This is a genomic window from Sulfurovum aggregans (assembly GCF_055385215.1).
The window spans coordinates 2,274,459-2,298,966 of sequence record NZ_AP042387.1; the positions used below are offsets into that span (position 1 = coordinate 2,274,459).

General features: G+C 40.6%; 20 protein-coding genes and 1 tRNA gene. 15 read left to right on the top strand and 6 right to left on the bottom strand.

The window, feature by feature from the left end:
- Nucleotides 1–9: 9 nt before the first annotated feature.
- The 5 genes from ACZ48W_RS11530 (at nucleotide 10) to murU (ending at nucleotide 5,611) form a co-directional block, all read left to right on the top strand.
- Complete coding sequence (locus ACZ48W_RS11530) at nucleotides 10–687, top strand: peptidoglycan recognition protein family protein (RefSeq protein ID WP_464828665.1); 678 nt, start codon at nucleotides 10–12, stop codon at nucleotides 685–687.
- Entirely contained in the window at nucleotides 687–2,249 is a 1,563-nt protein-coding gene (locus ACZ48W_RS11535) for a sodium:solute symporter (protein ID WP_464828666.1), read from the top strand. The genes ACZ48W_RS11530 and ACZ48W_RS11535 overlap by 1 nt, the downstream gene beginning before the upstream one ends.
- Nucleotides 2,246–3,331 (top strand): anhydro-N-acetylmuramic acid kinase, encoded by a 1,086-nt coding sequence (locus ACZ48W_RS11540; protein ID WP_464828667.1) that lies wholly within the window; start codon nucleotides 2,246–2,248, stop codon nucleotides 3,329–3,331. Before ACZ48W_RS11535 ends, ACZ48W_RS11540 begins: the two co-directional genes overlap by 4 nt.
- Nucleotides 3,332–3,532: 201 nt before the next feature.
- Nucleotides 3,533–4,465 (top strand): aminoglycoside phosphotransferase family protein, encoded by a 933-nt coding sequence (locus ACZ48W_RS11545; RefSeq protein ID WP_464828668.1) that lies wholly within the window; start codon nucleotides 3,533–3,535, stop codon nucleotides 4,463–4,465.
- Nucleotides 4,466–4,942: 477 nt separating this feature from the next.
- Complete coding sequence (gene murU / locus ACZ48W_RS11550) at nucleotides 4,943–5,611, top strand: N-acetylmuramate alpha-1-phosphate uridylyltransferase MurU (protein WP_464828669.1); 669 nt, start codon at nucleotides 4,943–4,945, stop codon at nucleotides 5,609–5,611.
- Between the two features lie 53 nt (nucleotides 5,612–5,664).
- Here the strand turns inward: murU and ACZ48W_RS11555 are convergent, their stop codons facing one another.
- Entirely contained in the window at nucleotides 5,665–6,516 is an 852-nt protein-coding gene (locus ACZ48W_RS11555) for an RluA family pseudouridine synthase (RefSeq protein WP_464828670.1), read from the bottom strand.
- Nucleotides 6,474–7,823: a DEAD/DEAH box helicase gene (locus ACZ48W_RS11560; RefSeq protein WP_464830509.1), complete on the bottom strand. Its 1,350-nt coding sequence runs from the start codon at nucleotides 7,821–7,823 to the stop codon at nucleotides 6,474–6,476. Before ACZ48W_RS11560 ends, ACZ48W_RS11555 begins: the two co-directional genes overlap by 43 nt.
- A gap of 170 nt (nucleotides 7,824–7,993) precedes the next feature.
- Here ACZ48W_RS11560 and ACZ48W_RS11565 point away from each other — a divergent pair, with 170 nt between their 5' ends.
- Together ACZ48W_RS11565 and ACZ48W_RS11570 are read left to right on the top strand one after the other, a co-directional pair.
- The gene (locus ACZ48W_RS11565; protein WP_464827689.1) at nucleotides 7,994–9,313 is read left to right on the top strand and encodes an IS1380 family transposase; all 1,320 of its coding nucleotides are present in this window, start codon (nucleotides 7,994–7,996) and stop codon (nucleotides 9,311–9,313) included.
- A 317-nt stretch (nucleotides 9,314–9,630) separates the two neighbouring features.
- A complete protein-coding gene (locus ACZ48W_RS11570; protein ID WP_464828671.1) occupies nucleotides 9,631–10,806 on the top strand; it encodes a L,D-transpeptidase family protein in 1,176 nt (391 codons plus the stop codon).
- 312 nt (nucleotides 10,807–11,118) lie between these two features.
- Here ACZ48W_RS11570 and ACZ48W_RS11575 read toward each other — a convergent pair whose 3' ends face one another.
- From ACZ48W_RS11575 to ACZ48W_RS11585, 3 genes are all read right to left on the bottom strand, one after another.
- A complete protein-coding gene (locus ACZ48W_RS11575; protein ID WP_464828672.1) occupies nucleotides 11,119–12,882 on the bottom strand; it encodes an EAL domain-containing protein in 1,764 nt (587 codons plus the stop codon).
- A 148-nt stretch (nucleotides 12,883–13,030) separates the two neighbouring features.
- The gene (locus tag ACZ48W_RS11580; protein WP_464828673.1) at nucleotides 13,031–15,850 is read right to left on the bottom strand and encodes a helicase-related protein; all 2,820 of its coding nucleotides are present in this window, start codon (nucleotides 15,848–15,850) and stop codon (nucleotides 13,031–13,033) included.
- A gap of 45 nt (nucleotides 15,851–15,895) precedes the next feature.
- A complete protein-coding gene (locus ACZ48W_RS11585) occupies nucleotides 15,896–16,213 on the bottom strand; it encodes a hypothetical protein (protein WP_464828674.1) in 318 nt (105 codons plus the stop codon).
- A 214-nt stretch (nucleotides 16,214–16,427) separates the two neighbouring features.
- Here ACZ48W_RS11585 and ACZ48W_RS11590 point away from each other — a divergent pair, with 214 nt between their 5' ends.
- The 8 genes from ACZ48W_RS11590 (at nucleotide 16,428) to ACZ48W_RS11625 (ending at nucleotide 24,332) form a co-directional block, all read left to right on the top strand.
- The gene (locus ACZ48W_RS11590) at nucleotides 16,428–16,982 is read left to right on the top strand and encodes an HdeD family acid-resistance protein (RefSeq protein WP_464828675.1); all 555 of its coding nucleotides are present in this window, start codon (nucleotides 16,428–16,430) and stop codon (nucleotides 16,980–16,982) included.
- Complete coding sequence (locus ACZ48W_RS11595; protein WP_464828676.1) at nucleotides 16,972–18,318, top strand: APC family permease; 1,347 nt, start codon at nucleotides 16,972–16,974, stop codon at nucleotides 18,316–18,318. Before ACZ48W_RS11590 ends, ACZ48W_RS11595 begins: the two co-directional genes overlap by 11 nt.
- On the top strand, nucleotides 18,318–18,503 hold the full coding sequence (locus ACZ48W_RS11600) for a hypothetical protein (protein WP_464828677.1): 186 nt from the start codon (nucleotides 18,318–18,320) through the stop codon (nucleotides 18,501–18,503). The genes ACZ48W_RS11595 and ACZ48W_RS11600 overlap by 1 nt, the downstream gene beginning before the upstream one ends.
- A gap of 232 nt (nucleotides 18,504–18,735) precedes the next feature.
- A complete protein-coding gene (locus ACZ48W_RS11605) occupies nucleotides 18,736–20,007 on the top strand; it encodes a chloride channel protein (RefSeq protein WP_464828678.1) in 1,272 nt (423 codons plus the stop codon).
- A gap of 72 nt (nucleotides 20,008–20,079) precedes the next feature.
- Nucleotides 20,080–21,330: a TolC family protein gene (locus ACZ48W_RS11610; RefSeq protein WP_464828679.1), complete on the top strand. Its 1,251-nt coding sequence runs from the start codon at nucleotides 20,080–20,082 to the stop codon at nucleotides 21,328–21,330.
- Nucleotides 21,330–22,469 (top strand): efflux RND transporter periplasmic adaptor subunit, encoded by a 1,140-nt coding sequence (locus ACZ48W_RS11615; RefSeq protein WP_464828680.1) that lies wholly within the window; start codon nucleotides 21,330–21,332, stop codon nucleotides 22,467–22,469. Before ACZ48W_RS11610 ends, ACZ48W_RS11615 begins: the two co-directional genes overlap by 1 nt.
- A complete protein-coding gene (locus ACZ48W_RS11620) occupies nucleotides 22,469–23,614 on the top strand; it encodes an ABC transporter permease (RefSeq protein ID WP_464828681.1) in 1,146 nt (381 codons plus the stop codon). Before ACZ48W_RS11615 ends, ACZ48W_RS11620 begins: the two co-directional genes overlap by 1 nt.
- Nucleotides 23,615–23,618: 4 nt before the next feature.
- Nucleotides 23,619–24,332 carry an ABC transporter ATP-binding protein gene (locus ACZ48W_RS11625; RefSeq protein WP_464828682.1) on the top strand — a complete coding sequence of 238 codons (714 nt, stop codon included), beginning with the start codon at nucleotides 23,619–23,621 and terminating at the stop codon, nucleotides 24,330–24,332.
- Nucleotides 24,333–24,401: 69 nt separating this feature from the next.
- On the opposite strand, the gene ACZ48W_RS11630 is transcribed toward ACZ48W_RS11625, so the two are convergent.
- Nucleotides 24,402–24,477, bottom strand: a tRNA-Arg gene (locus ACZ48W_RS11630).
- Between the last annotated feature and the right edge of the window lie 31 nt (nucleotides 24,478–24,508).

Genomic DNA, 24,508 nt, shown 5'->3' on the forward strand with positions numbered 1-24,508 from the left:
GACTTATTTATGATAAAAATATTTTTACTTTCACTTTCACTTTTCACGCTTCTCTTATCCAACGAACCTCAAATCCTTAAAATTATTGATAAACCCATAGACTTCGGTAAAGAGCGTATCGCTATGACGAAAGAGTACATCAAAACCCATTATGGTAAAACAGTGGATAACATTACCATCATTCCTAAGATCATTGTGCTTCACTGGACGGCTGAGATGGGTTTTGACAAGTCTTTTAAACGTCTTCAGCCTCAAAGACTGCTCACAGACAGAAAAGACATTGCCAAAGCATCTCTGCTTAATGTCTCTTCACACTTCATGGTAGCACGTGACGGGACTATCTACAGGTTAATGCCTGAGAACTGGATGGCACGTCATGTTATAGGGCTTAATTATTCAAGTATCGGTGTAGAGAATATAGGAGGGAAGGGAAACAAGGCGGAAGATCTTACTCCGGCACAACTTAAAGCCAACATTGCTTTAGTACGTTATCTCAAAGCAAAGTACCCGAGTATAGAGTATATGATAGGGCATTATGAATATACACAAATGGAAAATACAGCACTCTGGCTGGAAAAGGATAAAGGCTACCGGACGATCAAAGCAGATCCGGGTCCTAAGTTCATGCATGATGTACGTACTGCAGTAAAAGAACTGCATCTTAAAATGCCGCCAAAAGGCTTATAATGAACTCTGCTTTTACAATGCTGGACTGGGGTGTCTTTGCCGCATATTTTTTAGTATTAACTCTTACATCCGTCATCTTGAGTCAAACAAAGGTGAAAAGTACACGTGACTATTTTGTAGGCGGGAACACGGTGCCTATGTTTGCCGTGGCTATCTCTGTACTTGCTACTTCCCAGTCTGCGGCTACATTTTTGGGAGGTCCTGAATATTCGTATGGCAAAGATCTTACGTTTATAGGCTTTTACCTCTCTGCCTTTTTGGCAGTCATATTCGTAGCCAAAGTACTCATCCCCCGTTTTTATGCTATCAATGCTGTAACAGTTTATGAACTGCTTGAAAAACGCTATGGTACGTCAGCCAAAAAACAAGCAGGTGTGATGTTTCTCATCGGTCGTCTTTTTGCGAGCGGGGCGAGGCTCTACATAGGTGCACTTGCCATCTCGATGATACTCTTTTTAGACATCTCTGCCTCCCATGTGGCTATCTCCATCACTATTTTGATGCTTGGGGCGTTGGCATATGCGTATTTTGGTGGTGTAAAGTCAATCATTTTTTCGGACATCCTTCAGGCAGTGACTTACATAGGAGCCGGGTTGGCTGTTCTGGTTTACCTCTATATGGCGATCAATGCAGACTTCTCTACTATCGTCTCTACACTGGGTGCAGATCATAAACTCACATTCATGGACTTTTCAATGGGCGGTGGCTTTAGTATCTGGGCATTGCTTGGTGGCTGGTTACTTCTAAATATCGCAGCCTACGGACTGGATCAGGATATGACACAACGTGCTTTAGCCTGCAAAGATGCCAAAGAAGCACAACGCTCACTCATCTTTTCCATTGTACTGACGATCCCTGTTGCCATCTTGTTCTTGCTTATCGGTTTACTTCTCTACCTTTATTACCGGCACCCGGAAATGTCAGGACTCAGTACAGAAGTCATACAGAAGTTTGACGGAGAGAAGATCACCATATTTATGTACTACATCCTACACGAGATGCCGGAAGGTATGCGTGGACTTGTAACGGTAGGAGCCATAGCAGCAGCACTCTCCAGCTCGAACTCTGTACTTGGCGCGATGTCATCGGTTGCCATAGAAGACCTCTATAAACCTTGGAAACTGGCTAAAGACAAAAGTATGGATGAGATGCATTTTGTCAGAGCAGGACGTAATGCGGTACTTTTCTTTGCTGTAGCACTCTCTTTGATGGCAATGCTCTCCTACTACTGGCAAAAAGAGACTGAACTTCCTCTGCTCAGCTTTGCCCTTGGTGTGATGGCGTTTGCCTACACAGGGCTTTTGGGAGTCTACACAGCGGCTATCTTTACGAACAGAGGAAATGCCACGACGGTACTGCTCTCACTTATCGGTGGCTTTACAACGGTACTCTTGCTTCAGCCGTATGTTTTGGGTGCTGTGTTTGACGTTAAACTGGGCTTTGCCTGGCAGATACTTGTGGGGACACTAGTAGCATTCGGGATCATGATGACAGGTAAGAGCGAAAATAATAATAGTAAAACACACTCTGCAAATGAAGTTTTTCAAGAGTTTGGTGTATGAAAATGGAACGTTACATAGGTATCATGTCGGGAACATCACTTGATGGAGTGGATGTTGTTTTGTGTGAACTGGACGCAACCGGATGTGTGCTTGTCAGCTCTTTGGAGTACCCTATATCCTTGGAATTCAAGTCGGACATTTTAACGATGATAGAGGGTAAAAGTACTCTGGCGGAAATAGGGCAGATAGACCATCGTTTGGGACATCTGTTTACGCAGGCAGTAGGTGCATTGCTTATACGTGAGAATATAGATGCAAACAGCATCAAAGCTATAGGACTGCATGGACAGACAGTGTGGCATCAGCCTCAGGGTGAGTATCCTTTCTCTATGCAACTTGGAGACCCTAACATCCTGGCTGCCGAGACCGGTATAGCTGTTGTGGCAGACTTCAGACGTAAAGATGTGGCACTTGGTGGGCAGGGTGCACCTTTTGCTCCGGCTTTTCACGCGTTCCTGTTCGGTGACGTGGAAGCTTCTGTAAGTGTTGTGAACATTGGTGGTATGGCAAACATCACCGTATTGGCAAATACCGTCAATGATAGGCTTATAGGCTATGACACAGGCTGTGGAAACGTACTTATGGATATGTGGATAGTAGAGCATCAGGGAAGCTCATACGACAAAGACGGTGAGTGGGCAAGAACGGGGTCTGTGGATTATGCACTTTTAGATGCTATGATGTCAGATGACTACTTTGAACAGCCATATCCTAAAAGTACGGGTAGGGAAAAGTTTAACAAAGCTTGGTTGCAAGGGTATCTTTCCGGTAAAACCCATAATCCGGAGGACGTACAGAGAACGCTTCTTGAACTTACAGCTATGAGCATTAGCAACGAAGTACTACGTTTTAATCGAGATGTGGTACTTCTTTGTGGCGGAGGAGCTAAAAACAGCTTCCTGGTAGAACGTATCAAAGCATTCATGCCAAATGTAGAAGTAGCCATAGCCCAAAATGCAGACATGATAGAAGCCATGACATTTGCATGGCTGGCATACAAGCGAGTGCATAAAGAAGAGGTCAATCTGAAGGATGTTACTGGAGCCAGTGACAATGCTGTTTTGGGAGCTTTATATGAATAGGTTTTTATTTTGTAGCAAAATGGCATATCACATCAAATTGCAAGTGTGTACTCTCTTCATTTTTTTAAAAAAAACGAAGCAAAAAATCGTCGTGGCTCTCGAATCGCTTCGCTTTCAAGGGCGTTCACCACGACAAAATTTATTAATTATTAAGAGTGAAAGATGTATAAAGGAGTAACTAATATATCAATCAATTCGAGAATGGAATATTGGTTGGAAAGTACAGGTTGGGGCGACTGGTGTGTAGCAGTTGCTTCAGCAGATGCCAGTTTTAGAAGTTATTATAGACTTACAAAAGAAGATGAGACTTATATCCTCATGGATTCATCATTAATGCTTGAAAGTCTGCCTTCATTTGTAGAAATGAATGAGAGACTATCTTCAGTTAAAGTGCGGGTACCACGAATCATAGTAAAAAATATGGAATTAGGATACCTCATACTTGAGGACTTTGGAAGTATGCATTATTTAGACATTTTAGATGCTGGGAACTATCAAGAACTTCACAAAAAAGCCATCTATGAAATTATCAAAATGCAAAAGGCAGATACATCAGATTTACCCCCGTACGACAAAGACTTTTTACTATTTGAAATGGAGTTGATGCAAGAGTGGTATTTGGAAAAATATCTGAATGTTACACTCACAGAAGAACAGAAAAATATCATAGATACTATATTGGAAAAAATAGCTCATGTTGTACTTGAACAACCCCAGGGTGTTTTTGTGCACAGGGACTACCATTCACGAAACATCATGCTTACTCCCAAAGGTGATATAGGCATCATAGATTTTCAGGATGCAAGAGCAGGGGCTGTAACTTATGATCTGGTATCATTACTGAAGGATTGTTACATTGAGTGGGACAAAGACGAGGTAAACAGGCTGGCTTTGTATTACCGTGACTCTGTAGGACTGGAGGTGGATGATGCTACATTCATCAAGTGGTTTGATTTTATGGGATTGCAGCGGCATATCAAGGTATTGGGGATCTTTTCTCGCCTTAGTCTCCGTGACGGGAAGAATGGATATCTCAAAGATATTCCGCTTACGTTACAATATGTTTTGGAAACGGGTTCCAAGTACCCTGAGACTCAGGATTTGGTTAAAATATTGAAGACTTTACATGGGTGATAAAATCAACTATTTGTGTTGGTTTATTTAAATTACCCTATAATTTGTATTATGGTGTTGTTTCTCTTTCATTTTTTTTAGATGAGAAACGTTAAGTAAACGACAACTGCTTGTCGTTTATAGTTTTAGAACCGAAACGGTCGAAGCGAAGTGTAGCCGTGTAGGAAGAAACAAAAAAATCGTCTCTGTTCTCGAATCGCTTTGCTTTCAAGATCGTTCACAGAGACAGGCATACTTCGTGTGATTAATTATTGTAGGGTGCGTTTGCCAACGCACCAATGATATATTGGTTTGTTTGAAGAGATTTAAAACCCCAGACTGCAAGTGTGTTCTCCTCTTACTTTTCTAGAAAAGTAAGCAAAAGTCGTCGTGGCTCTCGAATCGCTTTGCTTTCAAGGTCGTTCACAGAGACAGGCATACTTCGTGTGATAAATTATTGTAGGGTGCGTTTGCCAACGCACCGGAAAAGGAATATTGATGAAAGCTATGATTTTAGCCGCAGGGCTTGGTACTCGTATGAGACCACTCACAGACCACACACCAAAACCACTCCTTAAAGTAGGAGGCATCCCTCTCATCCTCTGGCACATCGAACGCCTGGCTCATGACGGTTTCAAAGAGATTGTCATCAACATTGCTCACTTAGGCTACCAGATACCTGAAGCTTTGGGTGATGGTTCAGAGTGGGGGGTGAACATCTTTTACTCTGATGAGCAGGAAGAGGGTGGCTTGGAAAGTGCAGGGGGCATCATCAAGGCTTTGCCTTTGTTTGGAGATGAACCATTTTTAGTAGTGAATGGCGATATCTTCACAGACTACGATTTCGAGTATGAAAAGATGTTACCGGAGGGTATACTGGCCCACTTGATCCTCGTACCCAACCCGGAGCATAACTCTGAAGGAGATTTCGCTTTAGATGGGCAAAGAGTAGTGGATAGTAAACAATATACTTTCTCAGGCATAGGCTACTACTCTCCAAAACTCTTTGAAGGTGTTCCCTACGGTAAAAGTGCTTTAGCGCCTTTGCTTAGAGCTGCAATGAAAGAGGGGAAGGTGACAGGTGAACTCTATGAAGGGGAATGGCTTGACATAGGTACACCACAGAGACTTGAGCTTTTGAATGCTGAGTTGATGAATAGGTATTAGGTTTGGGGCTAAACTGGTTTAGAGAGCTAAAGAAAAGTATTACGGTCTTTTTTTCAGTCTAAAAGCGCATAAAAATCTTTAGGAGCATCTATTTCAAAAGTTAAATGTTTTTTGCTTACAGGATGAATAATGCTTAGTTTTTTTGAGTGAAGCCCCATTCTTCCGCCTTTTTTCCCATAACGTTCATCTCCGATGATACTATGTCCCAACCAGGCTAAATGTGCCCGTATTTGATGCTGTCTTCCTGTTTCTATATTTACTTCAAGCAAAGCTCTCTTAGTCATAGTCTCTTTAACTACATAATGCGTAACGGCACTTTTCGCATCGGGATGTTTCCCTACATGCATACGATACTCTTTGTCATCTAATCTTAAAGGCTGATCTATGGTGCCTTTTTTCTCTTTTGGAGAAGCTTGTACTATGGCTAAATATATTTTTTCAAACATACCCCATTTAGCCATGACTGCTTCTCTCACTTCTTTGGATGTTGCAAAGAGCAGAATGCCTGATGTATCTCTATCTAATCGATGCACAGGCCAGAGTTTAACTTGGTTTTTTCCACGTGAGAGTTGATTTCTGAGTAGTGCGAGTACATGCTGTTTATTTTCTTTCGTTGTTCCGACAGATAAAAGACCGGCAGGTTTATTGATGGCTATTAAATCTTTGTCCTGATAGATGATCTCTAATTTATTTAATAATTGTACCACAGCTTTTTTGACCACTCCAACTTCTATCAAGTCATTGACATTTAAAATAAAATCATGTTTTGTAACAGATTCACCATTTACAGCAACACTTGCACCTTGTAAACGCTGCTTTATTGTCTTTTTGGACCAGCCTGTAAGATGGGCAAAAAGAAACTCTAGAAGTTTACTTTTTTCTTTAACTTTGAATGTTTCTGCCATCTGTTATTTTTCTTCTTTGTATCTTGCTTTTTCTTCTTTTGGGCTGCGTAGGTGTATTTTCTTTTTTTATCGTAGTCGATAAAGCCTTTTTTCTCACGCAGTGACTTCTTGCGTGGTCTTGCCTGGCGAGGCTGTTTGTCTGTCAGTTCAAACCTTTCATAGGTTTCTCTTTTGATGTTCAGCTTCAGGTCTTTCTCTATTTTCGAAAAGGCGTTGTAGTCATGGATGGTCAGTAGGGTGATCACTGCACCTTTATGGTTTGCTCTCCCTGTTCTTCCTACCCTGTGTGTAAAGTCGTCTGTACTTTCAGGCAGGTCATAGTTTATCACTAAAGGCAGTTCTTTGATGTCTATGCCGCGTGCTGCAATGTCAGTGGCTACCAGCACTTGCGTTTTACCGCTTTTCAGCAGTGTCAGTGCTTTGGCACGTCCGCCTCTTTTGATGTCACCGTGTATGATGGAAGTCCAGATGTCCTGACTTTTCAAATATTCATACACCGCATTGGCAGACTCTTTTGTACCGGCAAACAGCAATACTTGCTCTATGCCCATATCTTTCACAAGTCTGGCTGCGAGTTCAGCTTTTCGTTTTTTGTCTACTTTGTAGGCTCTGTGCTTGATGAAATTTACTATATCACGTCTGTTATGCACTTCGACTATGGCAGGGTCACGTAAAAACTCTTTTGCCAGTTTTTTGATGTTCTGTGAAATGGTTGCTGAGAAAAGCATCGTTTGTCTTGGTTGTTTGCAGTGCTTTAAAATGGCTTTGATCTCTCCGAGAAAACCCAGTTCGAGCATGGTATCGGCTTCATCGAGAATGACGGTATTGACATTCTCCAGGTTGATCTTCCTGTTGTTGATGAAGTCCTGCAAACGTCCGGGTGTTGCTACAACGATGTCCGTACCTCTTTTCAGCCTCTCTATCTGCTCACTCTTATGGGATCCACCCTGAACCTTCACATTGTTCAAATCCAAATATTTCCCAAAAGCATTCAAAGAACGGGAAACCTGATCTGCAAGCTCGATGGTCGGCACAATGATCAAAGCTCTTACCACTTTATGCTCATCTTTAGCGATCTTCTGGAGTCTGTTAAGCAGGGGAAGTACATAGGCAGCCGTTTTACCCGTACCCGACTTTGATGCACCTAAAATGTCCACACCTTTCAGGGCGAGGGGGATGACTTTGTTCTGTATAGCAGTTGCCTGTGTGAATTTTTCACTGGCTATGGCTTTGATGATGTCTGGATGTAAGTTCAGTTTTTCAAATGATTTGATGGTGGTTCCTTTGGATAATTCGCGAGGGCATATCTGTAATAATGTGTATTATAGCGTAATTTATGCATGCTTCTTATTCCCAAATCCCGAAATAGAAAAACAAAAGAATAAGTGAAGATGCCGTAAAATACGAAGAAAGCCAGAGAAAAAGCCCACTCAACGCTTTCACCCAATGGGTGAGCTTTTTCCAGGAGGATAAAAGTATGGCACAAAGTGTTTTAAATTTCACTGTAGAGAGCACCGAAGAGAGACTGACACCCAGAGCAGGAGAGGCAGTCTTTGGAGAGTTTTTAAAAGCAATCAAGCTTGATCGGTTATGCAACCGATATCTTCCTTTACCTAAAAGTAACCGAGGCTACGATCCTTATACCTTTATCCATTCACTTGTTCTAATGTTACACAGTGGAGGCAGATATCTGGAGGATATCCGCACCCTTCAGTCCGATCACGCACTCCAAGAACTACTTGGGATAAAGCATATTCCCACAGCAGACAGTATCGGCAAATGGCTCAAACGCTCCGGCAAAGTCAAGATGTCGGGGATGGAAAAACTCAACCGTACCTTGCTACAACGCTATCTTCGCAGAATAGATGAACCTTTGGTGCTTGATATTGATGCAACCGTGATAGAAAGCCATAAATCTATTGCGTTTACCACCTATAAAATGTTCCCGGGATTTACTCCCATCATTGGGCATCTTAATGGCGGCTATGTGATTCATCAGGAGTTTAGAGCCGGTAATGTAGCACCTGCTGATCATAATCTTGCATTCGTCAAACAGTGTGAAGCACAACTTCCCAAACATCGAAAACTCTCCTATCTGAGAGCCGATAGCGCTTCGTATCAGTCATCACTGTTCAATTATTGCAATAATCGTAATATCATCTATGTGGTAGGCGGGCATCTTGACAGGAGTGTACTGACAAACATTGAAACAATTGATTCCTGGGAACCCCTTAGAACAATAAAAGGTACCGCACATCATCTCAAAGAAGAGGTAGCAGAATTTTACCACACGATGCAGAATACCGATCATGCCTTTCGTATGATTGTGATTAAAAAAACCACCACCCCATTGCTGCATGGCATGGAGGCGTTTCTAAGCCAGGAAGAGAAGCTGGCACTCGCTTCTGAACGTTACAGTGTGATTGCCACCAATGACTTGGAGAAAACAGCTGAAGAGATTGTACGCTTTTACCGACAACGGGGTGATACCAGTGAAAACCGAATCAAAGAACTGAAAAACGGGTTCAATCTGAAGTACCTGCCAACTTCAGACTTTCAAGCCAATGCGCTCTACTTTCATATCGGTACATTGGCATACAACCTGTTCATACTCTTTAAACGTATATTACATGTCAGCTGGCAAAAACACACCATTCAAACCATTCGCTATAAACTGTATCATATTGCAGGTAAAGTAGTCCATCATGCTCGCCAAATCGTGCTTAAAGTCAATGAAGCGTTTGTGGATATCCTCAATCACATACGGCATCAATGCTATTTGCTCAGTTTAGAGTAGCAACTTCACCACTGCGGCATTCCCTTTATCATTTCTTCTTCAGACAAAGTGACAGGATAGCTATGTCAAAAAATCAGGAAAATGGCTTTAAAAAGAGTATTTGACGCACCACTTTGTTGACATAGGGATACAAAGAGCTCTTTTAAGCACACTTTTTTACAGTTCGGAGACAAAAACGGGTTATAGTCTCTCAATTTTTATGAAATGAATTTTCTATTTCGGGATTTGGGTTATTTGTTGGGTATACCGTCCCATATCTCTATATCATCTATCCATTGATGTTTAAAGAATGAGCTAAATTAAGATATGATATCAGTATGAAAAAAATCATATTGGTATTTATCCAAACATTCTTATTTGCTGCAGTACCTGATCCGAGATTGCAAAGCTACCAGGAGAGATACAGTCTCTGTCATGGGAAAAACGATTATCAGATCGCGCAATGTCTGTTGAACGGCGATCTGAACTATGCCAGATTCAGAGGAGACAGAAACGCCTACAGGAAGATCAGCAGAAGCAAAATACAAGAAGCCGTGCGTACCGGTCACATTTATGACTTTATCATGAACCATCTCCCCAGGACAAAAAGATATACTGCTTTAAAGGTGTATATCGATCATCTCTATTCTATACGCAGAGCGTATACTCCACCGAAATTTAAAGGGAATGGGGCAGATGATATCGTAAAGATCAAAAGAGTGTTCAATCTGCTTCAATTTGCAGAATTGGATGAAACACCGGAACGTACGCCGGAGTTCGAAGCAGCATTGCTGGAATATCAGAGAAGACACGGTTTGACTGTAGATGGAGAAATAGGCCCCAATACAAAAAGAGCACTCAAACAATCTATACACAGTATTATCACCAAGGTCAAAAAGAATTTAGTACTTGAAAGTATTTCAAGGGAAAAGGGTTCCAATTACGTTCTAGTGAATATCCCTGAATTCAAAATGCACTATTATGAAAATGGTGAACCGGTATTGAATATGAAGATCATTGTGGGGAAACCCAAGATGAGAACCCCTGTATTTAACAGAAACATGCAATATATTGTGGAAAATCCAAGGTGGAACGTGCCGCCGTCTATCTACCGAAAAGAGTATGCAGGAAAGTCAGAAGCGTATTTGAGAAAAAGAGGATTTGCCTATGACAGTGAAGGTAAGCTCTATCAGAAAGGGGGAAGCAGAAATGCTTTGGGCCTCGTGAAGTTCCTCTTTCCCAACAGATTCAATGTCTATATGCATGACACACCTGCCAAATCGCTTTTCAACAGAACAGTCAGGGCTTATTCCCATGGCTGCATCCGACTGGAGAAACCTTTCGCACTGTTACATGAATTGGGATACAACTATCATAGAGGCAAAACCAAATGGATCACTTTAAAAAAGCAAATACCTGTTTATGTAGAATATCATACGGTCTGGGTGGATGATGAAGGGATAGTTCAGTTCAGGAAGGATATCTACGGCTATGAAAAGAAATTATTTAGGTAGCCAAGTTTATGTGCTTTCTCCCATAGTATATAGCAGGTATGTGCAACATTTAAACTCATCAATATGAAATCCGTGTGCAGAGATTTGTTAACTGTTGCTTTTAACTTTCGTTCTCCATTTCAGAGTATACCATCCTAAAATATTACTTGAACATCACTAAAAAAAGCTGGTACTGAAAAACAATGTATCCCAAGTGAACTATTCTCTAACATTAAACTGACCTGCCGCGGCAACAACTTTTCCAAAAATTGAACACGCAGATTTGTGGTCGGGTTGATCGGCCTGTGATGTTTTCCTGTGAGCACTACGCAGTCAGGATTTGCCAGCGGTGTCTTCCAACATAGTTTCTAATGGCACCGGTTTTCCAAAATAATACCCTTGGGCATAATCAACACCAAGTCGTTCCAGTTCTGCGACGATCTTTTCATTTTCTGAATATTCCGCGATAATTTCCAGACCACGGGATTTTGCTGAATTTATCATGCCTTGGACATCTGTTCTCAATTGGCTGTCTTTTAAGATCTTCTGTATGTAGCTGCCATCGATTTTAACAATGTCTACAGGCAGGCGTGAAAAACTCTGATAGTTGGAGTACCCGATACCAAAGTCGTCAAATGCAATTTTACACCCCATTTCTTTTAACCTGACAACCAGGGTCATAGCCGTCTCATTGTCTTGAATCTCATGTGTTTCAGTCACTTCAAAACAGAGTTTTACAGGGTCGATCCTGCTTTTGGATAATTGATCCTCAATAAACTGAAGCATTTGTTCATTCGAGACAGATACTCCGGAGAGGTTAATGGAACAAAGGGACAGAGATTCTACATGATCAGGGTTGTTCTGTAAAAAAGCCAGAGTATGTTCTATGACATACATATCAATTTTTAAGGCGAGTCCAAGTTTTTCAGCTGCCGGGATGAATACCGTTGGAGATATGGTCTTACCTTGTGTATCTTCCATCCGAGACAATATTTCATAATGGTCTCGGTGTCTGTCGATTGATTTTGCATCCGGACTGATGGCAACGATCTTCTGTGCGTACAGTTTCAGCCGTTGGCTCTGAAGTGCTTCTCTAATGACGGATTCCATATTCAGGTGATGTCTCTCTTCTTCCTGTACGACCTTGATCTTATCTCTGCCTTTTTCTTTGGCTAACCGGCATGCACTTGAAGCATCTGAAATTGCGTTGTGTACTTTGGTATGGGAAGTGAGCTTTGCAATGCCGATACTGACAGTAGAAAAAAAAGGGCGTTCTGTTGTCCGTAAGTTCAGTTCCCGGAATTCTGATTTGAGACAATTGGCCAGTGCTATTGCACTATTGAGATCCATACCCGGCAGATATAAAACGAATTCATCACCGATAAAGCGTGAAACCACAATCCCCGAATCTTGTCCTTCTTTTTGAGATGTTTGATTTAACAGCCAGTTGGCGACCTTCTGGATTGCATAATCCCCTACACGTGGTGACGGGTAAGTGATTGTTTTAAAATAATCAATATCCAGATACAAAATGGAGGCATGGTAGGTTGTATCTTTTTCAAGTAAGTCTTCTTTTTCCTCATCAATTCTGCGTATGAATTCCTGCCAGTTGATCAGCCCTGTCATCGTGTCATATTTTGCCCGATACTCCAGTGCCTGCTGTTGATCATACTGTTCTGTATTATCCCGAATAATTGCAATAAAACCTACTAACTCATTAGAATCTGATCGCACTTCATTGATCGTTAATGTGATGGGTATTTCATGCTGATTACTGTTTATTGCTGAAAAGCATTTTATTTCACCTTTCTGAGTCGTAATGCTTGCCGGGAATATGCGTTGATTACCAACAAGACTTGATTTGTAGTCTTTTTCTTTTGACCTGAAATAGTTGGAAAATATAGATCTGTGCAGTTTTCTGACATCAAGAGGTAATAGCGTTTCGACCGGCTTGCCAATAATCTCATGGGAGCTATAGCCAAAAAGCTTTGTTACACCTCTGTTGATATTGCGTATGATGCCTTCAGTGTCTACAAAGATCAGTGCATTGGTATCGAGCTCACTCAGGGCACGCCAGATATATTCATTTTCAATCATTTTTAAGCCCCCTCCAATCTCGATTTATTCTAGTGTTGTTTATCAAACCCGAATATAACGGGGCATGGCTGTTAATTCGAGACAACTATTTATTCAAGAAATATAATAGCACAAATAAATGAAAATAAAAGGAGATAAAAAATATCTTTTACCTTCTCCTGCGCCCTCTATACCCGCTACGACTACCGGTAGAACCTGAACCTCTTTTGCCGCTGGAGTGACAGGTGTCACAAATGGAAAAACGGTAAGAAAAGTCCAATACTTTCCCGCATCTTCGGCATTTCTTTGTGAAGTGTCCTTTGCGTAATGAGTTTTCTATGAAATTGTTGAGTCTTACTCTGGCTTCAATGGCTTTCTGGGTATCCTGGAAAATATCCGGAAATTTAAAAGAGAGCCAGAGATAGAGTGATATCTCTCTCACTCTGTCTTCTGCATTGAGCAGCATATCGTTGGTCTGTGCAAAGGCAGGGAGATCACGAGGCGGGATGTAGAGTACTTTGCCTCCGGCTTCTATCTGACGGATGTAACGGTGGAATACTGACTCAATGTATGGAGATGAGATGCTTGCAGGTGCACAGGAGAGGAAATAACGGGTTTTGAGATCCAGATTGTACTCATCGACGATGGCAGCTATCTCAAGCATGGAGTCAATATTTGCCGCCATAAAAGGTCCGTCAAACTCCATGTTGTCTGCAAAAAAGCCTAAAATAGTCGTGATATTCTCTGTTTCGAGTATCTCACCTATAAGCATGACATGTTCCAGACTTGCCATGACTGAGACAGGCAGTTCTATATCAGGCAGAGGAGAATGAAAGATTTTATCTATGGTTTGCAAAGCATTTTCATCCAGTGCACCTATATATCCTTTCTCTTCAAACCCATAACGCCCGGCACGCCCGGAGATCTGTACGACTTCAGTAGGCAGAAGCTCACGACGACGTAAGCCGTCAAACTTGTTATCTTTGGCAAAAAGGATAGTTTTTATAGGGAGGTTAAGCCCCATAGCTATGGCATCAGTAGCCACAAGTATTTCACTTTCACCTTCCCTGAATCGTCTTGCTTCTTCACGTCTGACTTCCGGTGAGAGGTTACCGTAGACAACAGAAACACGGTACTTCTCTGAGAGTTGTTGCTTGAGTGAAAGTACCTCTCTTCGTGAAAATGCCACGATGGCTGTTTGCGGCTCTATCTTTCTCGTGGAAGTAGGGTACTTCATCATCTCGAGCTCATTTTTACGCTCAAACTCAATGATTTCAAGCTCTTCACCCAGGTACTCACATAGTTCTTTAACGGCGGGTAGAGCATTACTGGAGCCGGTGAGTATGACTTTTTTCGCAGGAGCACCTATGAGTGCATTTGCCCACGCCCAGCCTCTGTCACGGTCACTGATCATCTGTATTTCATCTATGACACAGACATCAACATCGACCGAACTGTTCATCATCTCTATGGTTGAAGAGATATGTGTGGACTCTTCATCTATGATCTCCTCTTCCCCTGTGATGAGAGAGACCGCCACTCCTTCTTTTTTGAGATTCTCATAGCCCTCAAGTGCTAGCAGACGCAGTGGAGCAAGGTAGTAACCTGTCGTTCCCTCTTTCAGGGCTTTAAGTGCCTGGTAGGTTTTACCTGAGTTGGTAGGTCCTACATGAAAGATGATCTTGCGTTTCAGCCCACGGGCAATAGGGAAGAGATTCTTAAAGTCACGAATGGTCTTGGCCAGAAGCTCTTCCCGTTTTTGTTTTGCAAGCAGGGGTTTGATGTACTCTCCGAAGTGAAAAAGTATGCGTCGTTTGCTTTTTTCTTTAAATTTCAGCGTTTTGGAACTCTCTATTTGAGGTGCTGCAAAACGTACGATGAACTCATGCAGTGTCAACTCTTCTATGTCCAGCTTTTCACTCAAAAATCTCATTTCATCAAGCAGGTCATCTACTGCCACTCTGAAGTGTGCAAGCAGGTCATCATTGACCCGGTTGATATCTTCTTTGACAGGGGGTTCTTCACCTCTCCAAACAAGATTGTAAAAGAAAGGTTTTTCGTATGATACAGAAGTCTTATAGTGGAGTACAGTACCAAAGAGATCATGGTTCTTCTCTTTCTCTATGATGATGTGGTCCGTACTCTCAAATACTTCATATTTGTCACTAATATTATTTAATATTCTTTCAATGATCTCTATCTTGAGAGGTGCATGATAGAGTAAAGATTCGGGAGGCATCTTTTTAAGTGCCGCACTTACTTCTTCTTCATTTAAGTAGGGATGTCCTTGCCCATGAATATGTTCCAAAAAGGTTTGGATTTCTGTAGTTTTAGTTTCTATGGTCTCTTTTTTGATCGCTTGTAGTTCAGTGATGATCTCATCATCATTCAATTGCCAAAGTTCATCCATAGGCAAAGGATTTGTGGTACAAAGAAGCAGCTTGTTGAAGTCAAAGCTTTTTAGTGCAAAAGTGAAGCTGTGGTAAAACTCCATTTCATTCAGTGCATTGAACTCCACTTCAAGAGATTTTTCAAACAAAGAGAGTCTCTCTATCATGCGAAGATAGTGTAGTTTATTGATTACTTTTTCAGGTGTGATCTTAGAACTTTTAACATCAATAAATGCGTCAAGAAGCAAGTTCTCTTCATGTTTTGTATGTTCTACATCTTCTAAGAGTTGAAGGATCTTCTCTACTTTATCCAGTGGTCGTTTGATTTTACCACTGTAAGGAACAGATTTGTAACTCTGCGTAAGGTAAGAGACGATCATTTCACGACTTACTGCTTCTCCCTCACTCCAAATGCGTCTTAGTGTACGTATCATCTCCTCACGTGTATGCGAGGGAAGAGTGAGTTCAAGAAGCATGATTAGTTCTATAAGCTTCTCATCATCCAATGTAGCCACACCTTCATCAAAAGGGAGTCCGTTAAAATAGTTTCGTATTTTGTTGTTCAGTTTTATAAGATATTTTTTCTTTTTCTTTGCCATCTATGTTCTTAAATATTATTTTTCACTAAGTATAGCATGAAAAGTCTAGTCAATGGTCAGAATATCAACCAATTCTACACCGTCACACTCTTTTTTAATACGTTTATGTTTCCGTGCATCTTCTTCTGCAAGTTCAAGTAAGTCTGCAAAATCATTTTTACTTACAGTGAATTCAAAAACCTCTTTTTGTGTTTTCAAAAAGATCTCTGTCTCATCCCTGTATGATAGAACAAGGTTTCTCAAGCTCTTGGCAAATTCTCCTTTAATGGCTTTTGCCACTTTTTCATTAGCCAGTATGTCAGCTAAACCTATCTTTTTGCTTACATCGTTTTTACACATAACCGTGTAACTTACTTTTATCATGCCTTCCACCTTTGTACCTCCTGTTCTGTATCTATTTATAATGGGTATTTCTCATATATTATAGTCTTTTTATAGATGCTGTCAAAAATATGTCATATTGTCATATTTTTGGCATAGGATTCACTTTCGGTTCATATTTTAGAGTTATGATCTGTTACATAAAGAAATTTTAGTCTACTACGGTAAAGTATAAGTAAAATCTGAAGGAGATAGAATGTGGAAATATCCGGGAGAATTGACTTTAATTGAAAAATTTGGAAAGTATGCACAAACAGCAGGTATCATATTTATGATCCTGGGAGCAATAGGTGCGATATTCCCTGTATTTACCTCTTATGCTACGGTAATACTGATTGCATGGCTGATGTTGCTGGCCGGGTTTCTGGCTGCGTACTTTACTTATATGACAGACAGCGGTGATTGGGCCGGCTGGCTTAAGAGTATCATACTCGTAGGTGTTGCTCTTTATATGATCCTTTCGCCATTGGGTGGCATAGCGACCTTGGGTCTGCTGTTCTCCATCTACTTTTTCATGGACGCTTTCAGTGGTCTTATGGTGGCATCTTCCCTGTATCCGAATAGAGGTTGGGGGCTTTGGTCGATCAATGCAATATTGTCACTGTTGATCGCTGTGATCTTTATCGTGGGTTGGCCATTTACTTCTCTGTACCTTATCGGACTGCTGGTCGGTTTCAGTCTGTTCTTTGATGGTTTGGCGCTTTTAATGGGTAGCAGATTTTTACAGGATATGACAAAAAATGAAGAGTGATACAAAAGCTTTCGGATTATGGAGTGCCGTTTTCTTAGGGATCGGCTCCATGGTAGGTGCCGGAATTTTTGTACTTCTTGGTGAAGCGGGTGCCATTGCCGGAAATTTGGTATGGATCTCTTTTGTGTTTGGTGGTATTATTGCACTCTTGAGTGGTTATTCTCTGGCAAAACTTGCAATAGCCTATCCCAGTCGTGGAGGCATCGTTGAATATCTGGTACAATGTTACGGAGAAGGGATATTCTCAGGTTCCGTCTCAGTACTCTTTTATCTTGCAGCTATGATCGCCATTGCCATGGTGGCAAAAACATTCGGTACTTATGCTTCTATGATGATAGGTAACGATACCGATGTATCATTATGGACAAATATATATGCATCCGGCATCCTTATAGTGTTCATGCTTATCAATCTTGCAGGAAGCTCATTAATTGCAAAAAGTGAAAATATTATTGTTATAATAAAATTGTCGATCATTATTCTTTTTACTGTGATTGTATTTTTTTATATTAAACCGGAACTTTTATCTTTTAAAGATGCACCGCCGGTCATGAATGTATTTTCTTCCATAGCTCTTACTTTTTTTGCCTATGAGGGATTCCGGGTTATTACAAACACTGCAGAAGACATGGATGATCCAGCTAAGACCATGCTTCGTGCAATGGTTATTGCCATTATCCTGGTCATGCTTTTATATGTGGCTGTCACCTTTGCCGTATTTGGAAATTTGCCTCTTCCTGAGATCATAAAAGCACAGGATTATGCTTTGGCAGAAGCAGCAAAGCCTGCTTTCGGACAGGCAGGTTTTACCATCATGGCTGTTGCTGCACTGATCTCCACCGCATCCTCCATCAATGCAAATCTCTATGCAGTTACCAATGTAACTTACCAGATGGCAAGAAACGGAGAACTTCCTGAGGTGTATGAAAGAAATGTATGGCACAGCAGTGAAGGCTTAGTGGTCAGTACGGCTATACTTATCATTTTTGTACTCTTTTTCAATCTTAATGAGATCGCAGCTATAGGTTCTATTTCCATTCTCTTTATACATATTATGGTACATATAGGACATCTTCTGAAGATCAATGAAACAAAAGCTTCAAAGCTGCTGATCGTACTTGCTATCCTGACAATTGCTGTAGCTATCGTATTAGCACTGAGCTATACAGCTAAACATATTCCTAATGTCGGTTACTTTATTGCCGGTGGATTTGCACTTGCATTTACTATAGAAATAGGGCTTAGACTTCTGACAAAAAGGGTTGTCAGCAAACAGATACATAATAATATATTTCAGAAATTAGAAGATGAAATAAAAGAATTGATAGGAGAATAATGATGAAAAACAATGATCAGAGAATAGTAATAAATGGAATTGATATTCCTTTTATGGATTTAGTGCTTTTATTAATAAAATTAGCTTTTGCATCTATACCTGCAATGATAGTTATATTTACAGTTTTTGGACTTTTGTCCGCATTGTTCGGAGGGGTATTTCATATGTTCATGTTTAGAATATAACAAGAAGTCATAAATGAAAAATATAATACATGCAATGATATTCGGATTTAAAAAAATACTGAATTGGAACACTTCAACTTTATCCCTGTCCTTAATATTTTTGGTCCATATTTTGGAGAGATAACAATGTTCCATTATTTAAAAAATGTAACGAAATACTACAAAAATATCCTCTTATAAAACTCTTTTGGTTACAATAACTGAAACTGATGAATAAGAGGAAAACAGACCAATGATCGGTAAACTTATAATAGCCGCTATACTTACCGGTCTGATCAGTGGTTTTTTTATTACTTTTTATGAATTGCTGATCACTTTCATGACCCGTATTATTTTCATGGGTGATCCGTTTAAAACCATTCCTGCATTGCCTGTATGGTATCTCTATCTTGTCCCAACCGTAGCGATCTTCGTTGTGAATTATTTAGCTTCAAAAGACAGTGATATCAGAGAATACGGGATCAATGAAATTGCCGAATCCATTACGCAAAACAAAATGACTTTAAAAGTCAAGACACTGTTCCTGAAAGTAGTCGCTTCTGCACTTTCATTGTCCAGTGGTTTTTCTGTGGGAACAGAAGGTCCAAGTGCAGGTATCGGGGCGATGATCGCCTATCAGATCCACAAGGTATTCAAACTTCCTACTATGCTGATCAAGATGATGATCAGTGTAGGGGCGAGCAGCGGGATCGCTGCGATCTTTGTCTCTCCTATTACAGGAATAGCTTTTGCCATTGAAAATATAGCCTACCAGTTCATTAAGCAGTACATTACCTATCTTATCCTGGCTTCGGTGATCGCTTTTGCTATCAGTATCAATTTTTTGGAACCTATTGTGTTCAAACACTCACTTGGACGTAGTATCGATAATGAATACATCATTGCCAATTTGATCTTTGTACCGTTCATTACACTCTTTATTTACTTCTATCTCTTCTTAAAAAAGAAATTACTGCACTTCATTGACCTTGAGATATTTAAAAACTTTTCCAAATACCGTAATCATATCTTTGCACTTATCGGGGGAAGTGTGGTAGGTACTATTTTGCTTATAGAACCTCATGCTGCTTTTTCGGGTAAAGCGATCGTTATGAACCTTATCAATCAGGAGAGCCATATCCCTTTATTGTTTATTTTCGGTATTATTCTTCTGCGTATCATAGGAACAACGGTTTCCATCTATTCTAATGCAGTGGGTGGGATATTTTTACCTCTAATGAGTATTGGAGCATTAATCGGTTACGGATTTGGAGAGTTGTTGAATCTTTATCATTTCCCGGTTGAACCTTTTTATTTTGCAGCGATCGGTGCTTCAGTGTTTATGGGAGTTATTATGAAACTCCCACTTACAGCAGTGGTACTTGCTATAGAGACGACATTTGACTATAACGTTGTGATCGCTACAGGGATAAGTGTAGTTCTGGTTGAATATTTTTCAAACCTCTATTTTGATATCAAGAAGAAGTATGTTACCAAGGCGGATAAGATGGAAAAAATAAGATGAATTTATTTGACAGAGTTCATACTAAGTTGATATTTGAATAGTATAATCTTTCAACTAAGACAAGGGAAGAATATGAATAAGAATCTTTTACTCCTTTCTCTGCTTTTTACATGTGGAGTTTATGCTAAAACACTTACTATGCACGAAAGCATTACTAAGACCCTCGCACACCATCCTGACATTAGATCATTCATGCTTAAGATTGAACACTCAAAAAAAAGCTACAAGTCAGCATATGCAGACTACCTTCCTCAAGTGAATGCTCAAGCAGACTATAATTCCGTTCAGACCTTTGCTCTTCCCGTTAACGGTATCTTCCATACAGTAGATGATGACAGTTGGAATGTAGGAGTTAGTCTTAAACAGAAGATATGGGATTTCTCTCAGACAGCAGCCAAAGTAGAGGCTTCTATGGTTGATAAGGATATCTCTATACTCTCATTGGAAGAGGCAAAAGTACTTTTAGCCTATAAAGTGAAATCACTCTATAAGCTGATGGTGGTACAAAAAGAAGCCATTACTGTTCGACAAAAAGATCTCCAGGTAAAACAGGCTTACTACAAACAGGCACAGGCACTGGTGAAACAGGGGCTTAAAACCAAAGCGGATGAAAGTCGTTTTCTTTCAGAAGTCTATGTAGCCAAAGATAATCTTGCTCAGGCAAAAGCAGCTTATGAGAAAGCAAAAACATCTCTTTCTCTCTATATGGGAGAGCCCATACCCAAGTATGTGAAGTTACAGAGAAACATGATCAAGCAGAGGGCACATTTTGGTAAAAATCTTCAAAAAGAGGTTCTGGCAAATAACTTTCAAGTAAAAATAGATGCTTTGAATATTGAAAAGAACCGATTGCTTCATAAGTCAGCTAAAGCTTCTCATTACGGTTCCATAGATCTGTCAGCTTCTTACAACCGCATAGATACACTCAACAGTTATAACAGCAAATTTGTAGGGGTCAGTCTGAATGTACCCCTTTACAGTGGAGGAAGAATGAGTGCTGAGGAGCAAAAAGCAAAAATAGGTATACAGATCGCCCGGGAAGTACAGGCTTCAAAGGTACTTACTCTGAAAGAGGAACTCTCTTCACTGCTGATAGATATTCAACGCTATAATCAAAGTATTACTGCAAAAAAAGTACAGCTTAAAGCAGCTAAAAATACCAGAAAAGTATTGGAAGCCAGATATAAAGAGGGGTTAACAACCTACATAGAACTGCTGGATGCTACAGCTCAAGTACTAGGCAGCAGGTTGGGGATACTTGAAGCATATTACTCCAAAAGTCTGACCATTGACCGAATTGAATATTTAAAAGGGAAAATATAATGGATAAATTCATAAAATATCTTATCATACTGGCTGTTACAGCATTAGGCGGATTTCTATTTTACAATAAAGTCTATATTCCAAAGACGACTTATGAGAGTCTCTCTCCCAGAGTAGGAGAACTCAAGGTCCACGTCTTTGGCATTGGCAATGTAGGCGCGAAAGATACGTATATGATCAATGCTCAAACAGGAGGAAGAGTACTCTCCCTTTTAACGGATGAGGGAGAGTGGGTCAAAAAAGGTGACCTTATTGTGACCATAGACAGTGTTGATATACCACAACTTTTGGAAGAAGCCAGGATCGCTGTAGAGAAAGCGAACTCCGAGCTTATTGCTTCACAAAAAGAGTTACAGAGTCTTATGGTACAAAAAAGTTTGGCACTGCTAACTTACAACCGTTATGCCAAACTGCAAAAGCAATCTTTTGCTTCCAAGGCAGAGTATGACAAAGCAAAAGCAGATCTCGATGCGATCAAAGCACAGATAGAAGCAACAGAAGCACACATAAATTCTGCCAAGGCAGAAGTAGATAGAGCAAAAAAAGGTGTTGAATCCCTTGAGATCAAACTCTCCAGATATAAGATATTTTCACCTGTTGACGGCTATGTCATCTCTAAAGATGTACAGGCAGACCAAACGGTTGTACCTTCTCAAAGTATTCTAAAGATCGTTGATCCCAAAACGGTCTGGATCAAAGCGTATATCGATGAGAAGTTAAGTGGTCAGGTAGCAGTAGGACAGAAGGCATCGATCACTCTGCGTTCTCAGCCGCATAAAAATTTTTCAGGTGTCGTAAAACGCATTGTTGCCCAAAGTGATGCCGTTACCCAAGAGAGAGAGGTTAATGTTGCTTTTGAGAAGCTTCCTATTCCTTTTTATATCAATGAACAAGCAGAGATCATGATTGATACTAAAACATATGAAAAAGTACTCAAAATCCCTTCCCGGGTCATTACCTACTATGAAGGTAAGGCAGGTGTTTGGGTAGATGAAGATAAAAAAGCATATTTCAAAACCATTAAAATTATCGCCAGAGGAGAGAAAGAGGTTGCAGTCTCAGGGTTAGATGAAAAGAGTAAGATCCTTATAGAGTCTCCTAAGAAGAAGAGTTTAAAAGAGGGAATGAGTATACACTAATGATCAACTTGGCACAAAAAGATATAGCACATACGCTTGGTAAGTTCATCGTTACAGCTATGGGTGTGGGGATGCTGCTTGGTATCGTACTTATTATGATAGGGGTTTACCGTGGGATGATCGTAGATGCTGAAGTACTGCTGGGTGATCTGGATGTTGATATCTGGGTAGTTCAGGAAGATACACTCGGACCCTTTGCTGAGTCCTCACGCATCCATGAAGACCTCAAAGACACCATCCGTGTGATCGACGGTATCGATAAAGCAGAAGCTTTGACCTTTCAGAATATTCAGCTTCCGGCTGCTAGCAAACCTGTAAGGGTTGTCGCCGTAGGATTTCATCCATTTGGGAATTTTAATCCTATCAATCCCGCTCGTATCGTTGAGGGAAGAACACTCGATCGTAACCACTATGAGATCGTTGTTTCTGATAATACCGGGTTTAAACTGGGAGAGAGTATCCCCTTGGGTCGAAATAATTATAAAGTAGTGGGAGTCACACATGGAACTGTCTCTTCAGGGGGTGATCCTCTTGTCTATATTAGCTTGAAAGATGCACAGGAATTACAGTTCTCCTATACGAATACACGCATAAGAAATGATAGAGCAAGAGGTACGAAAGGCACGAGTGATCCTATGGTCAATACCGTTGTTGCTACCATTAAACCGGGGTACTCTATAGATAATGTTGCTATGGAGATCAAAAAGTCAAAACATAAAAGTGTCTATACCAGAGATGAACAAAAAACGATCTTGACAAAGAATCTTATAGAGAGAGCTTCTAAACAGATCGGCCTTTTTACTGCTATTTTGGTAGTCGTTTCTACGATCATCATTGCTTTGATCATCTATACAATGACGTTGGAGAAGATGAAAGAGATCTCCATTATGAAACTTATTGGGATTCCAAACAGTATGATCATTAAAATGATCGTTCAGGAGACACTGCTTTTAGGCTTTTTAGCCTTTATCTTTGGTAATCTCTTTTCCCATATGATCTACAGCAGATTCCCAAAACGGGTCGTACTGGAGATCCCTGATGCATGGATGCTCTTTATTGTAGTGATCCTTGTTTCGATCTTTGCTTCATTCATAGGGGTTAAAAAAGTGATCAGTGCTGACCCCGCAGCAGCTATAGGAGGATAATAAGATGGGGCAACAAGCTATTAGAGTAGAAAATCTTGTAAAACACTTTGGAAAAGATGAGAGTCTTGTGCGTGTCATAGAGGGGGCTGATTTTCAAGTAGACAAAGGTGAGCTGGTTGCACTTATTGCACCAAGCGGAGCAGGGAAGACCACACTGCTTATGATGATAGGCTGTGTGGAAGAACCCACAAGCGGAAGCATCTACCTTGGTGATGAAAAGGTGTATGAGAATAAATGGCTCACAAAAGAGACCAGAAAGATAAGAAGGGAGAAAATAGGTTTCATCTTTCAGGCACACTATCTCATCCCTTTTTTAAATGTCATGGAAAATGTCACTTTGGTACCTCAGACCAATGGTGTACCGCCTAAAGAAGCAAATGCTTTTGCTATGGAGCTTCTAGAGTATTTTGATATTGCAGACAAGGCATACAATATGTCCTCTGAACTCTCAGGTGGGCAGAACCAAAGGGTTGCCATTGCCAGGGCCTTGGCAAACAAGCCACAGATCATCCTTGCTGATGAGCCTACCGCTGCACTCGATATAGATCGGTCTGTCAGCGTTGTAAAGATGCTTAAAAAGATAGCCCTGGATCAAAATGTGGCGATCATTATGGTTACGCATGATGAAGCAATGCTTCCATTTTGCGACAGGATCCTGAAAATAGAAGATAAAAAAGTGGTTTCATATGCTGTACCTGAAAGTACGGAGATGATCTAGCAGATTAGAGTTATTTTCATTATAGAGATAAAAAAGGTTGTGTGGATATTACTATAAAATAGTAGATATTGGTATCCCCACGAGGACTCGAACCTCGAGCTAGGCCTTAGGAGGGCCCTGCTTTATCCAGTTAAGCGATGAGGACATATATCGGAATGGCGGATTATAACAAAAGA

Coding starts and splice junctions, on each gene's coding strand:
- ACZ48W_RS11625 (WP_464828682.1), top strand. CDS start 23,619: ATGGGGCAACAAGCTATTAGAGTAGAAAATCTTGTAAAACACTTTGGA.
- ACZ48W_RS11585 (WP_464828674.1), bottom strand. CDS start 16,213: ATGATAAAAGTAAGTTACACGGTTATGTGTAAAAACGATGTAAGCAAA.
- ACZ48W_RS11605 (WP_464828678.1), top strand. CDS start 18,736: ATGATCGGTAAACTTATAATAGCCGCTATACTTACCGGTCTGATCAGT.
- ACZ48W_RS11540 (WP_464828667.1), top strand. CDS start 2,246: ATGAAAATGGAACGTTACATAGGTATCATGTCGGGAACATCACTTGAT.
- ACZ48W_RS11565 (WP_464827689.1), top strand. CDS start 7,994: ATGGCACAAAGTGTTTTAAATTTCACTGTAGAGAGCACCGAAGAGAGA.
- murU (WP_464828669.1), top strand. CDS start 4,943: ATGAAAGCTATGATTTTAGCCGCAGGGCTTGGTACTCGTATGAGACCA.
- ACZ48W_RS11580 (WP_464828673.1), bottom strand. CDS start 15,850: ATGGCAAAGAAAAAGAAAAAATATCTTATAAAACTGAACAACAAAATA.
- ACZ48W_RS11545 (WP_464828668.1), top strand. CDS start 3,533: ATGGAATATTGGTTGGAAAGTACAGGTTGGGGCGACTGGTGTGTAGCA.
- ACZ48W_RS11575 (WP_464828672.1), bottom strand. CDS start 12,882: ATGATTGAAAATGAATATATCTGGCGTGCCCTGAGTGAGCTCGATACC.
- ACZ48W_RS11600 (WP_464828677.1), top strand. CDS start 18,318: ATGATGAAAAACAATGATCAGAGAATAGTAATAAATGGAATTGATATT.
- ACZ48W_RS11535 (WP_464828666.1), top strand. CDS start 687: ATGAACTCTGCTTTTACAATGCTGGACTGGGGTGTCTTTGCCGCATAT.
- ACZ48W_RS11590 (WP_464828675.1), top strand. CDS start 16,428: ATGTGGAAATATCCGGGAGAATTGACTTTAATTGAAAAATTTGGAAAG.
- ACZ48W_RS11595 (WP_464828676.1), top strand. CDS start 16,972: ATGAAGAGTGATACAAAAGCTTTCGGATTATGGAGTGCCGTTTTCTTA.
- ACZ48W_RS11610 (WP_464828679.1), top strand. CDS start 20,080: ATGAATAAGAATCTTTTACTCCTTTCTCTGCTTTTTACATGTGGAGTT.
- ACZ48W_RS11620 (WP_464828681.1), top strand. CDS start 22,469: ATGATCAACTTGGCACAAAAAGATATAGCACATACGCTTGGTAAGTTC.
- ACZ48W_RS11530 (WP_464828665.1), top strand. CDS start 10: ATGATAAAAATATTTTTACTTTCACTTTCACTTTTCACGCTTCTCTTA.
- ACZ48W_RS11570 (WP_464828671.1), top strand. CDS start 9,631: ATGAAAAAAATCATATTGGTATTTATCCAAACATTCTTATTTGCTGCA.
- ACZ48W_RS11615 (WP_464828680.1), top strand. CDS start 21,330: ATGGATAAATTCATAAAATATCTTATCATACTGGCTGTTACAGCATTA.
- ACZ48W_RS11555 (WP_464828670.1), bottom strand. CDS start 6,516: ATGGCAGAAACATTCAAAGTTAAAGAAAAAAGTAAACTTCTAGAGTTT.